General features: G+C 57.3%; 17 protein-coding genes. 2 read left to right on the top strand and 15 right to left on the bottom strand.

Features of this window, described 5'->3' with window-relative positions; all coding sequences use genetic code 11:
- Positions 1 to 217: 217 nt before the first annotated feature.
- The 14 genes from IBX54_RS07170 to IBX54_RS07105 form a co-directional block, all read right to left on the bottom strand.
- On the bottom strand, positions 218 to 1,396 hold the full coding sequence (locus IBX54_RS07170; protein WP_296541981.1) for a deoxyguanosinetriphosphate triphosphohydrolase: 1,179 nt from the start codon (positions 1,394 to 1,396) through the stop codon (positions 218 to 220).
- A 9-nt stretch (positions 1,397 to 1,405) separates the two neighbouring features.
- Entirely contained in the window at positions 1,406 to 2,515 is a 1,110-nt protein-coding gene (aroB, locus tag IBX54_RS07165) for a 3-dehydroquinate synthase (RefSeq protein ID WP_296541980.1), read from the bottom strand.
- 18 nt (positions 2,516 to 2,533) lie between these two features.
- Positions 2,534 to 3,223: an NYN domain-containing protein gene (locus IBX54_RS07160; RefSeq protein ID WP_296541979.1), complete on the bottom strand. Its 690-nt coding sequence runs from the start codon at positions 3,221 to 3,223 to the stop codon at positions 2,534 to 2,536.
- 231 nt (positions 3,224 to 3,454) lie between these two features.
- Positions 3,455 to 3,820 (bottom strand): type II toxin-antitoxin system VapC family toxin, encoded by a 366-nt coding sequence (locus tag IBX54_RS07155; protein ID WP_296541978.1) that lies wholly within the window; start codon positions 3,818 to 3,820, stop codon positions 3,455 to 3,457.
- Positions 3,814 to 4,035: a CopG family transcriptional regulator gene (locus IBX54_RS07150; protein ID WP_296541977.1), complete on the bottom strand. Its 222-nt coding sequence runs from the start codon at positions 4,033 to 4,035 to the stop codon at positions 3,814 to 3,816. The genes IBX54_RS07155 and IBX54_RS07150 overlap by 7 nt, the downstream gene beginning before the upstream one ends.
- A gap of 160 nt (positions 4,036 to 4,195) precedes the next feature.
- Positions 4,196 to 4,411 carry an AbrB/MazE/SpoVT family DNA-binding domain-containing protein gene (locus IBX54_RS07145; RefSeq protein WP_296541976.1) on the bottom strand — a complete coding sequence of 72 codons (216 nt, stop codon included), beginning with the start codon at positions 4,409 to 4,411 and terminating at the stop codon, positions 4,196 to 4,198.
- A gap of 10 nt (positions 4,412 to 4,421) precedes the next feature.
- Positions 4,422 to 4,865 carry a PIN domain-containing protein gene (locus IBX54_RS07140; RefSeq protein WP_296541975.1) on the bottom strand — a complete coding sequence of 148 codons (444 nt, stop codon included), beginning with the start codon at positions 4,863 to 4,865 and terminating at the stop codon, positions 4,422 to 4,424.
- Positions 4,849 to 5,103, bottom strand: a complete 255-nt coding sequence (locus IBX54_RS07135; RefSeq protein ID WP_296541974.1) for a hypothetical protein — start codon at positions 5,101 to 5,103, stop codon at positions 4,849 to 4,851. Before IBX54_RS07135 ends, IBX54_RS07140 begins: the two co-directional genes overlap by 17 nt.
- Before the next feature lie 83 nt (positions 5,104 to 5,186).
- Positions 5,187 to 5,708 carry a shikimate kinase gene (locus IBX54_RS07130; RefSeq protein ID WP_296541973.1) on the bottom strand — a complete coding sequence of 174 codons (522 nt, stop codon included), beginning with the start codon at positions 5,706 to 5,708 and terminating at the stop codon, positions 5,187 to 5,189.
- A 45-nt stretch (positions 5,709 to 5,753) separates the two neighbouring features.
- The gene (gene pilQ, locus IBX54_RS07125) at positions 5,754 to 7,838 is read right to left on the bottom strand and encodes a type IV pilus secretin PilQ (protein WP_296541972.1); all 2,085 of its coding nucleotides are present in this window, start codon (positions 7,836 to 7,838) and stop codon (positions 5,754 to 5,756) included.
- Positions 7,835 to 8,377, bottom strand: coding sequence for a pilus assembly protein PilP (locus IBX54_RS07120; protein WP_296541971.1), 543 nt, complete (start codon positions 8,375 to 8,377; stop codon positions 7,835 to 7,837). The genes pilQ and IBX54_RS07120 overlap by 4 nt, the downstream gene beginning before the upstream one ends.
- Positions 8,378 to 8,379: 2 nt before the next feature.
- Positions 8,380 to 9,048, bottom strand: a complete 669-nt coding sequence (locus IBX54_RS07115) for a type 4a pilus biogenesis protein PilO (RefSeq protein ID WP_296541982.1) — start codon at positions 9,046 to 9,048, stop codon at positions 8,380 to 8,382.
- Positions 9,049 to 9,059: 11 nt separating this feature from the next.
- On the bottom strand, positions 9,060 to 9,698 hold the full coding sequence (locus tag IBX54_RS07110; protein WP_296541970.1) for a PilN domain-containing protein: 639 nt from the start codon (positions 9,696 to 9,698) through the stop codon (positions 9,060 to 9,062).
- Positions 9,695 to 10,774 (bottom strand): pilus assembly protein PilM, encoded by a 1,080-nt coding sequence (locus IBX54_RS07105; protein WP_296541969.1) that lies wholly within the window; start codon positions 10,772 to 10,774, stop codon positions 9,695 to 9,697. The genes IBX54_RS07110 and IBX54_RS07105 overlap by 4 nt, the downstream gene beginning before the upstream one ends.
- Before the next feature lie 343 nt (positions 10,775 to 11,117).
- On the opposite strand from IBX54_RS07105, the gene IBX54_RS07100 reads away from it, so the two are divergent.
- Complete coding sequence (locus IBX54_RS07100; protein ID WP_296541968.1) at positions 11,118 to 13,418, top strand: penicillin-binding protein 1A; 2,301 nt, start codon at positions 11,118 to 11,120, stop codon at positions 13,416 to 13,418.
- 8 nt (positions 13,419 to 13,426) lie between these two features.
- Here IBX54_RS07100 and cyaY read toward each other — a convergent pair whose 3' ends face one another.
- Entirely contained in the window at positions 13,427 to 13,756 is a 330-nt protein-coding gene (gene cyaY, locus IBX54_RS07095; protein WP_296541967.1) for an iron donor protein CyaY, read from the bottom strand.
- Positions 13,757 to 13,768: 12 nt separating this feature from the next.
- Between cyaY and IBX54_RS15240 the strand changes: the two genes are divergently transcribed.
- Complete coding sequence (locus tag IBX54_RS15240) at positions 13,769 to 13,951, top strand: lipoprotein (protein ID WP_367141819.1); 183 nt, start codon at positions 13,769 to 13,771, stop codon at positions 13,949 to 13,951.
- The last annotated feature ends 58 nt before the right edge of the window (positions 13,952 to 14,009 follow it).

The raw sequence follows: 14,009 nt of genomic DNA, 5'->3' as shown, positions 1-14,009 counted from the left end.
CTGTTCAAGGTCCGTGTGCGGTATCGGGCCTGATGCGGGGGGCTCGCAGTGACGATGTCTTTGTTCAAGGCCCGTGTGCGGTATCGGACCAGGTACGGAGGGCTCGCAGTGACGAAGTCTCTGTTCAAGGTCCGTGTGCGGTATCGGACCAGGTGCGGGGGGCTCGCGATGACGGCGCTCTTTCATAATTCGAGGCATCGCTGCGGATTCATGCAAGTCAGTCGAGCAAGCGCAAGCCGGTCAGGCGCTCGTGTTCGCGCAGGGCAAAGCGGTCGGTCATGCCGGCAATGTAGTCGGCCACGATGCGCGGCAAGGCGTGCTCGGGCAGCGACTCGGTCAGTCGCGCCGTGGCCAACCTGCGGTGGTGGCTGTCGGGCATGTTGTCGGGCTGCGTCAGGTAGCGCTCAAACAGGTCGCGCACCACCTGCTGTGCCTTGCCGACGGTTTGCAGAACTTGTGGGTGGCGGTACAGCTTTTGCAACAAAAATCTTTTCAACGCTTGCGACTTGTCGCGCATCGGCGCGCTGAACTGAATCATGGGTGGCAGCTCGCGCACCGCTTGCGCATCCGCCGGTGCCGCCGCTTGCAGGGCCGCCTGCGTGGCGCTGATCACGTCATACACCTGCGCGCTCAACATGCGGCGAATCGACTCGTAGAGCAGCCGCCTGCCCTGCGATTTGTCCAGCAACTGCGGAAACTCGGCCAACGTTTGCTGCCTGAAATCATCGAACAACGGCACATCGTGCAACTGCGCCAGCGTGATCAGGCCTGAGCGCACGCCGTCATCGATGTCGTGCGCGTTGTAGGAAATTTCGTCGGCCAGGTTGCACAGCTGGGCCTCCAGGCTGGGCTGGGTGCGCGCCAGAAAACGCTGGCCCACGCCGTTCGGCTCGACGCGCTCGAGCTGTTCAGCGTGGTGGCGCGAGCAGTGCTTGAGGATGCCCTCGCGCGTCTCGAACGTCAGGTTCAGGCCGTCGAACTCGGGGTAGCGCTCTTCCAGATGGTCCACCACGCGCAGGCTTTGCAGGTTGTGCTCAAAGCCGCCAAAGTCGGCCATGCAGGCGTTGAGCGCGTCCTGCCCGGCGTGGCCAAATGGCGTGTGGCCCAAGTCATGCGCCAGCGCAATGGCTTCGACCAGGTCTTCGTTGAGCCCGAGTGTGCGCGCCACCGAGCGGCCAAGCTGCGCCACCTCGAGTGAGTGCGTGAGCCGGGTGCGAAACAGGTCGCCCTCGTGGTTCAGAAACACCTGGGTTTTATAGACCAGGCGCCTGAACGCCGTGCTGTGCACAATGCGGTCGCGGTCGCGCTGGTAGTCGGTGCGGGTGGGCGCCGGTGGCTGCGGGTAGCGCCGCCCGCGCGACTTGGCCGGGTCGCAGGCGTAAGGAGCCAGGGTCATACTGGCATCTCAGCCGGCGCAGCAGGCGTCGATCACCTGGCGCACCATGGCGTCAGGCGCGCTGCGCACGGCGGCCCGGCCCGGCTGGTCGATGACGACAAACTTGATCTCGCCGGCCTCGCTCTTTTTGTCGAGCCGCATCAGTTCAAGGTAGCGCCCGGCGTTGTCAGCCGCGTTTAGCACCGGCGCCTTGACCGGCAGACCGGCCTGCTGAATCAATGTCTTGAGGCGGTGGACAAAAAACGCATCGACCAGCCCCAGGCGCTGCGACAAATGCGCCGCCATCACCATGCCGCAGCCCACCGCCTCGCCGTGCAGCCATTCGCCATAACCCAGGCCGGCCTCGATGGCGTGACCAAAGGTGTGGCCAAAATTGAGGATGGCACGCAGGCCCGCTTCGCGCTCGTCCCGCCCCACCACATCGGCCTTGATCTCGCAACTGCGCTTGACGATGTGCGCCAGCGCAGCGGGTTCGCGCGCCAGCAGGGCATCCATGTGCGCCTCCAGCCAGGCCAGAAAGTTCATGTCGGCAATGGGCCCGTATTTGATAACCTCGGCCAGCCCGGCGCTCAACTCTCGCGCAGGCAGGGTCTCGAGCGTGTCGAGGTCGCAAATCACCTTGAGCGGCTGGTAAAACGCGCCGATCATGTTCTTGCCCAGCGGGTGGTTGATGGCGGTTTTTCCGCCCACCGACGAGTCCACCTGCGCCAGCAAGGTGGTGGGCACCTGCACAAACGGCACGCCGCGCATGTAGCTGGCCGCGGCAAAACCGGTCATGTCGCCCACCACACCACCGCCCAGCGCAAACAGCATGGTCTTGCGGTCGCAGCCGTGGCCCAGCAGGGCATCAAAAATCAGATTCAGGCTTTCCCAGGTTTTGTACACCTCGCCATCGGGCAGCACCACGGTGTGCACCTGCGGGTATTTGCCGGCCAGCGCGCGCTGCAGGCGCTCGGCGTACAAGGGGCCGACGGTGGTGTTGGTCACAATCAGCGCGCTGTGCGCCGCCGGCAACTCGGAATAGCTCAAGGGGTTGTCGAACAGCGAGCCGCGGATGGCGATGTGGTAGCTGCGCTCGGCCAGCTCGATGGTGACGGTTTGGAGGTCGGAGGAGTTCATAGGGTGAATTTGGGAATGCTACCAATGTGTCGGCTTGCTGGCAGGCTTCTTTTTGGTGGGTACATTTTGAGGGAGTTGGGAGATAGCCAATTCTTCGTCAAGAATGTAATGACGTACCCAATTGGCTTTGCCAACAAGTCGCTTGTTCGAAAATCGACGCGTGTCCGAACCGGGTTCGCGCAGAGGCAAAATCAAGCCCACGGTGAGTTCGGGGGTATCTTGGGCGAGTAGTTTCAGTACTGGCTCCACGTCGCTGTCATTGGAGCAAATGACTACCTGATCACACTGTGCCTTGATAGCGTCGCGGTAAACCTGTAATGACAGGTTGACGTCCGTTTGCTTTTCTTCAATCATCCAGACCGGCGATAAGTTGGCTTTTGTCGCTACAACGCTTCTGATAAAAGTTGGCAGTTTTGTTGGCTCAAAGATATGAAACCCATTAATCACCTCAATACATTCGTATTTAGCTTGCAAGGCACGCAAATACTGCGTTTGTGCTTGCTCTGAGGCGACGCCATGGCGTGCGTAACTAGCCATGACCGGAGCGGTGAAATATTTAACTGCAACCACCTCCGCAGACGGGTCTTGCTGCTTCAAAATCTGGTCTCTAAAGAGACGCACAATGTCAAGCCACTTGAACGGCGTATCTTTGAGACGAGAGTAATAGAGGTTGTATCCGTCTATGTAGATGATAGTTTTCTTCGGCATGGCGCAAGCCCAAAAATGAAAAAGCCACTTTGCAGTGGCTTTTTCGCCCTAAGCCTGAGCCAACTGAATGACACCGCGAAGGGATGGTGTCGCGAGTGTATCAAAAAATGAACCGCCAGCTCAAGCGAGCCGCGAATGGCGAATGGCGAATGGCGATGTGGTAGCTGCGCTCGGCCAGGTCGATGGTGACAAGTTGAAGGTCGGAGGAGTTCATAGTGTTGATCAGTTGCGCTAAAGAACATAGGGCACGCGAACCCCCGGAAGTGAAGCGGAAAAATCTTTGCTGTTGCGCGTAACCAGCAGTCTGCTGCTGACATTGGCAGTCGCCCAGATGATCGCATCGGGTAGCTTGACCCGGGTGGTTTTTCGCAAAGCAACCGCTTCTACCGAGATCGACGCATCCAGCGGCACAACGGTGAAGCTGCCCAAGAACCGATCCACCGCGCGCTGATCCTCGGGCGTGGTTCCGACCTGGATTTCCATCCACGACACAATAGAGATTGCCTTGTCGCGATACAGGGCCAACTCCGACCTGGCCTCTTGAATCCCGTTGAGGTAATCAATCAGAATGTTGGTATCAAAAAGCGCTTTCACCACTCTTGCCTTAGGCGCTGCTGATAGGCCAGGCCATCCTCTTTTTTATCAGCCCACAAACCAAAGGCCTCATCGCTCGCCTCGACCGGCTTGAATTTGTCGAGATACAGAGCCACGGCTTGACGAATGAGTTCCGCGCGCGAAGTGCGCTTGATGCTTGACAAGGCATCCAACTCCTGAATGTCCCGATCAGAAAAACCAACAAGCATTCGCTTCATTTATTGCCCCAGTTGATATCATTAGCCGATATCTTAGCAGCACCTTGATTCATCAGCAGCAGGTGTCACAACAACGACCAAACCCTCAAAGTATTGGCGAAAAAAGCCAGCATCGGTTGTCAGCAGATGTCAAACAGCACACTTGAATTCACCGCTGTTTTCATGGCTTGGCCTGCTCAGCTTGCCACGGCACCGCGCGACCCCGCAACTCCGCCAGAGCTTCGTCTCGGGTCAAACCGTCATCCACGGCTTTGCCGACCCAACGACTCAAGTCCAGTGCTACCTTTTTTTCAACCACGAGTCGATTGCCATCAATGCGAATTTGAAGCTTGCTACCGGCTTTGAGGCCCAGGGCATCGCGAGCTGATGAATGCATGGCGTTGAGTTCAGGTTGTCCCATGCGCAAATGGGTTGATCACCCGCACTCCCAAAGGCTGCTTCATTGAGCCCGCATCCTCAGAGTAGAGCTTTTTGATGCCATGCTCGGCGCACACGGCAACGATCAATGCGTCCCACACTTGGTATTGATGCGAGCCAGCCAATTTCCAGGCCTGTTCATAGGTTTGAGCAGAAACACCCAGTACCTTGGCGGCTTGCGACCACACCGTCACCGCTTCCAGGGCCAGTTCGGGTGGCATGGTCTTTTTGCGCAATACCACGGCCAAATATTCGCTCAGGACTTGCCCCGGCAAGCATCCAAACGGACTCTTGAAAAGCCGCGCCAACAGGTCTTGCGCCACACGTTGTTTTTCAGGAGGTGTGTCCGGCGCGGTGGCATAAACCAAAATATTGGTGTCTAAAGCCCAGAGCGACTCACTCTTCATAAGCATCACTGCGCTCAAAGGCCTTGCCATAAGGGGCAGTCATGCGAAAAGACAAGGCCCTGTGAATCAAGGCCGCATGATCAGCGTCACTCAGTTCCGCGGCGGGCAACTGCACCAATTTAAGAACCGGTTTGCCGTACCGGGTCACCGTGATCTCTTCACCAGCGGCAACACGTGCTGCAACGGCTGAAAAATTGTGAATGACCTCTCTGGATGTCACGGCGTTCATGGCGTTGTCTTTCAAATAGCTTTGTTAGACAAAGTGTATAACAATTGACTGGCTCCACATCGCCGGATGCATGCTAAATCACCTCAAACAGTGGTGCTTCAAGGCCGCGTCATGCCCGCCAGCTCCAGCTGCATCATGATCATGTTGACCAAGGCCGCCACCGAGGGGCGGCCGGTTTCTATCTGGAAGTGCGCAGTTTCCCGGTACAGCGGATCGCGCTGGGCGTAGAGGTCGCGCAGGCGCTGCAGCGGGTCAGCCACTTGCAACAGGGGGCGATGCTTGTCGTGGCGCAGGCGGCGATACAACTCGTCAGGCGACGACTTCAGGTAAATCACCTTGGTTCGCGCGTGCAGGTGTTGCCGGTTCTCAACCCGCAACACCACGCCGCCGCCGGTGGAGATCACGCCCTCGGGCTTTTGCGTGAGTTCGTCGATCACCGCGACTTCAAGGTCGCGAAAGCGGTCTTCACCCTCGCGCTCGAAATACTCGCGAATCGAGCAGCCGAGGCGCCGCTCTATCACGTGGTCGGAGTCAAAGAACGGCAGTTGCAGCCGCCGGGCGAGCTGTCGCCCGACGGTGGATTTGCCTGAGCCTGGGAGGCCGATGAGGCTAATCTGCAATTTTTAAAATTTTTAAAAATATCAGCCGCATCCGGATGATCATATTTACCGAATGGCCTTGTCAGCCACCAACTTGGGCGTGATGAAGACCAGCATTTCCTGTTTGTCTGTTGACCGGGATCGGCTCTTGAACAGGTTGCCAAGGCCAGGTATGTCGCCCAGCAGCGGCACTTTGGTTTCATCGACAGTTTCTGACAGTTCAAAAATACCACCAATCACCACGGTGCCACCGTTTTCAACCAGAATTTCAGTTTTGACAGACTTGACGCTGATTTCTACCGGACTCCGGCTCATGATGGTGTTTTTGGTTATTTCAACAGCCATGACGATACCGCCATCGGGGGTAATTCTTGGGGTTACCTTTAAGGAAAGAACGCCTTTTACTTTATCAGTTTGCGGTTTACCGTCAAAGGTCGATTGCAGGGTAACTTCTCGGCCTTGTTCGATGACAGCCTCTTTTTGATCTGCTGTAACGACTCGCGGGCTCGACACAACTTTGCCCTTGCCATCAGCTTCGAGCGCGGACAGTTCCAGGTTCAAGAAACGGTTGGCTGCAGAGCTGAAAATTGACAGCGCAAATGTGGCCGGGTTGTAGTCGCCCAGGCCGACCGCGGGCAAGTTGACGAAACTACCGGAAGTGGTGCCTCCAATGTTGTCTGTGTAGCTAGAACCAATCGCCACGCTGGGACTAGGCCCACCATTGGGCGTGGCGGTAATACCTCCGCCCAGTTTGACCCCGAGCGACCGGCCGAAGGTGTCGGAGGCTTCGACGATGCGCGCCTCTATAAGCACCTGGCGCACCGGGATGTCCAGCTTGGTAATCAGGTTTTGCACCTGTTCAAGTTTGCTTGGCACGTCGGTTACAAACAATTGGTTGGTACGCGTCTCGGCAGTGGCGCTCCCACGCGGGCTCAGAATTCTGGAAGTGTTTGCCGCGGGGCCGGAGCCGGTGGCCGTTGCCGAGAGCTGCGCGGCGACATCTACAGCTTTCGCATAATTCAGTTGGAACGACTCGGTGCGCACTGGCTCCAGACTGAGCACGGTTGCCTTTGATTCAAGCTCCAGCTTTTCCTTGGCAATAATTTCTTCCTTGGGCGCAATCCAGAGCACGTTGCCGGTTTTGCGCACGCCCAGGCCCTTGGCCTGCAGGATGATGTCGAGCGCCTGATCCCAGGGCACGTCCTGCAAGCGCAGGGTGACTGTACCGGAGACGGAGTCGGAGGTGATGACGTTGAAGTTGGTGAAGTCGGCAATCACCTGCAGCAGCGAGCGAATCTCGATGCTCTGGAAGTTCAAGGACAGTTTTTGACCGCTGTAGCCAGGCCCCTGCGTGAGCTTGGTGGGATCGACCTTGACGGGCTTGACCTCCAGCACAAACTGCTCATCGGTCTGGTAGGCGCTGTGCACCCACACACCTTGCGGCAAGATTTCCATGCGCACCCGGTCGCCTGTCTGGGTGGTGGTGATGGTTTTGATGGGGGTGCCGAAGTCGTTCACATCAAGGCGTCTGCGCATGCCTTCGGGCAGGCTGGTTTTCATGAATTCAACCACCAGCAACTGGCCTTGCTGCCGCACATCGACACCGACCTGGCTGCTGGGCAAGGACACCACAACGCGACCGGCGCCTTCGTCACCGCGCCTGAAATCGAGGTCGCGCAGGGGCTGCACATCGCGGCTCTGGTTTTCAGCAAACATCCGGGCTGCCGGTGCCGGGGCCGAAGCTGCCAGCGCGTCCAGCAACACCAACAATGACTTGCCCTGCCATTGGGTTGTGTAGGTGGTGGCTTGCTTGAGGTTCAGTACCACGCGGGTGCGGTTGCCGACCTGGACCACGCTGACGGTGCGCAGGTTGCCTTGGTTGACCTCGGTGGTGGCGCGCCCGATGCCGCTGACCACGTAGGGGAAATCGAGCGCGATGCGGGCTGGCGACTGGACGGTAAACCCTGTGGGTGGTGTGCTGAGCGCATCACTGAAATCGATTTTGACAACCTCAACACCACTTTGCACCGCTCCTGAAACCGACTCGATGGCCACCTGGGCTTGTGCGAAGGCAGCCGTCAGCAGCAAACTCAAGCCAAGTGCCAGCTGTTGCCACCAACGACCCATCCAACCAATATGGCGATTCTTCATTTTGACCTCTCTTGCAACAGCAGACTGGCTGTGCGCTCTATCCACTCACCCACGGCATCTTGCACAATTTCGCGCAAGATAACTTCGTTTTCTTCAATCTTGACTACTTTGCCGTAGTTTTGCCCCAGATGATCGCCCAGCTTCACCTGATACAGGAGTGGACCGATCTTGACCAAAGCTACCGGCTGCTTGTTACGCACCATGCTGCCCACCAGAGACATGGTGTCGAGCGGGAATTCTTCCAGCGGCTCCTTGCGGCGCGCCAGCTCGGGAGCGATCAAGGCATCTGCGGCGCCAGCCTGTTTCGACTCTTTACTGAGGACCATGATGAGCTTTTGCTTGTTGAATGGATCGAGCTCGGCAAAAAGTTGGTAACTTTCCGGCTTGAATGGCTTGGGCGCCGAGACCGGCTTGATTTTGGGCTGCGTTTGGGCCTTTTGCTCTGCCATCCACTGGCTCAACTCGTCGCGCGAGGAAGAGCCGCAAGCGGTTAAAAGCCCGATAAGCCCCAACAAAACAGCAGTTTTAAACAACTTCATGATCATTTTTTGGGCTTGGCAGTGGCTTTGCGCTGCGCATTGATCTCGTTGACGTCGAGATAGCGGAATGTTTTGGCGGTCACGTTCATGGTCAGTGCGCCCTCTTTGGCCGATGTGATGACCAGATTGTTGAGCGTGACGATGCGCGACAAATTGGCGATGTCTGCGGCAAAAGCGCCCATATCGTGATACCGACCGGTGACGCGCAAGGCAATGGGCAGCTCTGCATAGTAGTCATTGATCACCACCTGACCGGGTCGGAACAGCTCGAACATCAAACTGCGGCCCAACCCGGACTGGTTGATGTCAGACAGCAAGGCATCCATTTCGGCCTTGTTGGGCAGTTGCTTTTCGAGCTGGGTCACGTACTGCTGAACTTGCTCGCGTTGCTTGGTCAGCGCTTCAAGGTTGACAGCCTTGGCGAGCTTGGCTTTGTATTCGTCGCGCAACTTGAGTTCGGTGGTTTGCGCTTGCACCAGTTCTTCTTCGACATCGGACAACCAGACAAACCAGAGTGCCACCACGCAGGCGGCCGCCAGCAGCACAAAAACGGCAGCGCGTGGCAACAAGGGCCAACTGGACGGGTCTTGGCTGTCGAGGTTGCGAAACTGCTTGGCAACGGTCTCGAACCGTTCCTTGAAATCGACAGTGATGTTGGGTTGCTTGACCATCATGCCCACCTTTACCGATTCACCGCATCAGACGCGGGCTTTGAAGACAGTTGAGCGGGCGACTTGCTGGCGGGTGTCTTGGGTGCTTCGCTGGCGCGAACCAGTTTGACCCTGATCTGGAAGTTGGCCACGCGGCGCACATCGCGCGGGGTCAGATTGGCCGTAGCGGCCACAATCTCGATCAGCTCCGGCCTACTGAACCAGGGTGAATTATTGGCCAGGTTGCGCAGCAGTTCCGACACCCGCTCATTGGATTGGGCAACCCCTTGCAAGGCAACATTCTGGTCGGTTTGCTGCATGGATGTGATGTAAACCCCTTCGGGCAGTTGCTGCACCAGTTCCGCCAGAAGGTGCACGGGCATGTTGCGGTCGGCCTGCAGGTTTTCGACCGCCTGCTGACGCGCCAACAAGGCGGCAATTTCAGCTTCGAGACCAGCGATGTTTTTGATTTGGGCATCAAACTTGGTGATCTCGGTTTTCAGCATCTGGTTTTTGTCCTGCTGGTCCGAGATTTGCGCCTGAAACCACGTATAGACCAGCACAGCCAACAAGACACCCGCCAACACAGACAAGCCCAGGCCGAGCGTGAATTGTTCTTTGCGGCGTTTGCGGGCCAGTTCCCGATGCGGAAGCAGGTTAATCAAAATCACTGCGAAAACCTCCGCAAAGCCAAGCCACAGGCGGTCAGGTAAGAGGGTGCATCACGCAGCAGTTTTTTCTGCCCGATGCTCTCGGCAATATGCATGCCATTGAAGGGGTTGGCGATCATGCAAGGAAAACCGGATTGTTTGGTGACCATGGCCGTCAGGCCCGTCAGGGCAGCAGAGCCGCCGGCCAGCATCACGAGGTCAACCTTGTTGTGGGTGGTGCTGGTAAAGAAGAATTGGAGCGCGCGGCTCATTTCCTGAACCAGGCTTTCAACGAAAGGCTTCAGCACGGTCGCATCGAAGTCTGGCGGCAACTCGTCACGGCATTTTTTGGCTTCGGCTTCTTCGTACGAAAAACCATATTGAAGGACGATCAACTGCGTCAGTTGGGCGCCGCCAAAGGCCTGGTCGCGGTCGTATAAAACCTCGTCGTTGCGCATGACCTGCATGCTGGTGCTCAGCGAGCCGACTTCGAACAAGGCCACAACACTGTCTGCGGCAAAGTGGGGCATGTCGGCGATCAGGCGACTGGCGGCCAGCCGTGATGCGTAGGACTTGACATCGACCACCACGGGATTGAGCCCGGCGGCCTCGGCCAGGCCCTGCAGGTCTTGAACTTTTTCGCGCCTCGAGGCAGCAATCAGGACATCAATGTCGCCGTCTGAACTGGCGCTCGGGCCCAAAATGCAAAAGTCAAGGCTGACTTCGTCGAGCGGAAACGGAATGTACTGGTTGGCCTCGGACTCGACCTGCATCTCCAGCTCTTGGTCTGTCATACCACCCGGCAAGACGATTTTTTTGGTGATGACGGAAGACGGCGGCAAGGCCATGACCACGTTTTTTGTTTTGGTTCTGGTGATCTTGATCAGGCTGCGCACCGTGTCGGCGACTTCGTCAAATTTTTCAATGCTGCCGTCCTTGATCCAGCCGCTTTCAAGTGGCAGCACGCCGCAGGCTTCAAGAACCAGATTGTTTTCCTTGTCGCGCCCCAACTCGACAAGTTTGACATTGGAAGCGCCAATGTCCAGGCCAATTAAAGGCGCAAGTTGTTGGCTAAATAATGATCTCAAAGAAATCAATGCAATCCCCAAACAAGATAAAAAATCAACGCCACTCTTAAGAACTCACTTGAATGTTAGCAGCAAGATTGTTGTTGCGTAAAGAAAATTTTGTCTTTATACAAAAGCTGATGTTGCCAAATATAGACGCGAAATCGCAAAATGGCCCCCTGTTGCGCAGAAATAAATGCGCCCTTGGTACCAAATTCTCCATTGGCACAACGTTTGCGATGCTAACCTAAGCGCGGCATCTGTCCTGATTTTTATAATGGGCTAGATTAATCGATTGCCTTCCATGACCGTTCACGTTTCCACACCAACTAAAAAACCTAAGCGCCCGGCGCTGCATTGGGCGATCAGACTGATGTTGTGGGCCGGTGGACTGACGTTGGCCGGTGCAACAACCCTGGTGCTTCTGGTGGGTATCGCGCTGGCAGTTGCCTACCCCAACCTGCCCGACATTTCCGCTTTGTCAGACTATCGCCCCAAGCTGCCGCTGCGGGTTTTTGCTTCTGACGGCAAGCTGATTGGCGAGTTTGGCGAAGAGCGCCGCCATCTCACGCCCATCCAGGACATCCCCAAGGTGATGAAGGATGCCGTGCTGGCCATTGAAGATGCGCGCTTTTACGAACATGGCGGCGTGGATTACAAAGGAATTTTGCGGGCCGCACTGGCCAACCTCGGGCGCATCAAAAGCCAGGGCGCCTCAACCATCACGATGCAGGTGGCGCGCAATGTGTACCTGACTTCCGAGAAAACTTACACCCGCAAGATTTACGAGATTTTGCTCACCTTCAAGCTGGAGCATTTGCTCACCAAAGACCAGATTCTTGAAATCTACATGAACCAGATTTTTCTGGGCAACCGCGCCTATGGCTTTGCTGCGGCGTCCGAGGCGTATTTTGGCAAGTCGCTGCAAAATGTCACCGTCGCCGAGGCCGCCATGCTGGCCGGCTTGCCCAAGGCCCCTTCGGCCTACAACCCGATCAAAAACCCCAAGCGGGCCCGGTCGCGCCAGCTCCACATCATTGACCGGATGCTGGTCAACGGCTTTATCAGCCCCGAGCAGGCGGAGGCGGCCAAGCAGGAGCCGCTCACGGTCAAAACAAACGCCGACAACACCACCGTTCATGCCGAGTTCGTGGCTGAAACTGTGCGCCAACTGATGTTTGCGCAATATGGTGATGCCACTTACACCCGGGGGCTGAATGTTTTCACCACGCTCGACACGGCTCAGCAGGACATCGCCTACAAGGCCTTGCGCAACGGCATCATGAAGTATGAGCAGCGCCAGTTTTACCGGGGCCCTGAAAAATTTGTCAGCCTGCCCAGTGACCCGCAAGCCATGGACGACGTGATCGACGAAGTGCTGCAAGAGCATCCTGACAACGGCGACGTGATGTCGGCCGTGGTGCTGGAAGCCTCGAGCAAAAAAATCCAGGTGATCCGGCAAAACGGCGAAATCATCGAGATCACCGGCAGCGGGCTCCAACCGGTTCGCTCAGGCTTGTCTGACAAGGCCGCGGCCAACATCAGGATTCGCCGCGGCGCCGTGATCCGGGTGGTGCAAACACCCAATGGAAAGTGGGCAGCAACCCAACTGCCCGATGTGGAAGGCGCTTTTGTGGCGCTTGACCCGCGCGACGGCTCGATCAAGGCGCTGGTGGGCGGTTTTGATTTTGAAAAAAACAAGTTCAACCATGTCACCCAGGCCTGGCGCCAGCCGGGTTCGAGTTTCAAGCCGTTTATTTACTCGGCCGCGCTGGAGTACGGCGTGACGCCCGCCACCATCATCAACGACAGCCCGCTGTTTTTTGATGCTGGCGTGACCGGCGGCCAGCCCTGGGAACCGAAAAACTACGATGGCAAGTTCGAAGGCCCCATGAGCATGCGCAGCGGCCTGGCCCGATCAAAGAACATGGTTTCGATCCGCATTTTGCAAACCGTGGGGCCGCAAAACGCACAGGCTTGGGCGACCCGCTTTGGTTTTGATGCCGACAAGCACCCCGCCTACCTGACCATGGCGCTTGGTGCCGGCTCGGTCACCCCGATGCAGATGGCCAGCGCCTACTCGGTCTTTGCCAATGGTGGCTACCGCGTCAACCCCTGGCTGATCAGCCGGGTAACCGACCAGAAAGGCAAGCTGATCACGCAAACCCATGCGCCCATGCTGAACGAGTCGATGCGCGCCATTGCGCCACGCAACGCCTTCATCATGAACAGTTTGCTGCAGGAAGTCACCCGCTCGGGCACGGCCGCTTCGGCGCAGGCCAGGCTCAAGCGCCCCGACCTGTATGGCAAGACCGGCACCACCAATGATTCGCTGGATGCCTGGTTTGCCGGCTATCAGCCAACCCTGGCGGCCATCACCTGGATCGGTTACGACACGCCCAGAAAGCTTGGCGCACGTGAAACCGGCGGTGGCTTGAGCCTGCCGGTCTGGATCGAATTCATGGCACAGGTACTGAAAGGCGCTCCGGTCATGGCGTACACCGTGCCCGAGGGGGTCGTCAATCTGGACGGAGAGTGGTTTTACGATGAATACGCTGGCGACGCTGGCGTGACCAGCCTGGGCCTCAACAATGAATTAGAGGCAGGCAGGCCTCAAGTCATTCCATTACCAGCGGCTGAAGAAAAAAACCGGATTCTGGATTTATTCAGATAGACCGGCGATCAGGGGGCAAATTTAAGCGGCTGACCGGCCTGCTCGCTGGCATAACGCGACAGCGACGCAAAAAACTCGCCCTGGCCTTTGGTGTCCTGCCACTGCGCGCCATCGAACTGGTAGTGAAAACCGCCGCATCGGGCGGCCAGCCAGATCTCATGCAAAGGCTTTTGCAGGTTGATGACAATCTGGCTTCGGTTGGCAAACGCCAGGGTGATCATGCCGCCAGTGCGCTGGTTGTCGATGTCAGCGGAGGTTTCATCGTTGATGCAGTCACAGCTGGCCTCTATGGCCTTGAGCAGCTGTTCCGCGCGATCCATGAATTCTGAGTCAGTCATTACAATTTCACCATGCTGTTTAATTCTCAAATTCTAGTGCGCACCCTTGCCCTTGGTGCCAGTGCGGTTCTGATCGCCTGCGGTCAAAAGGGGCCGCTTTATTTGCCGCCGCCTGCATCTGTATTGCCAGCACCCGGCAACGCGCCAGGCACCCCGCAACCGGCAACTGCCGACTCATCACCCCAACATCAATGAGTTCCAACCGCTTACCGGGCCAGCCCCACATTGCTTACCGCGGCGATGAACTTTTTCT

Source organism: Rhodoferax sp. (assembly GCF_014859475.1).
In the GTDB taxonomy this organism is placed as follows: Bacteria; Pseudomonadota; Gammaproteobacteria; order Burkholderiales; family Burkholderiaceae_C; genus Rhodoferax.
The sequence above is the reverse complement of the archived record's forward strand: the minus strand, read 5'-3'. Positions and strand labels throughout refer to the sequence as shown.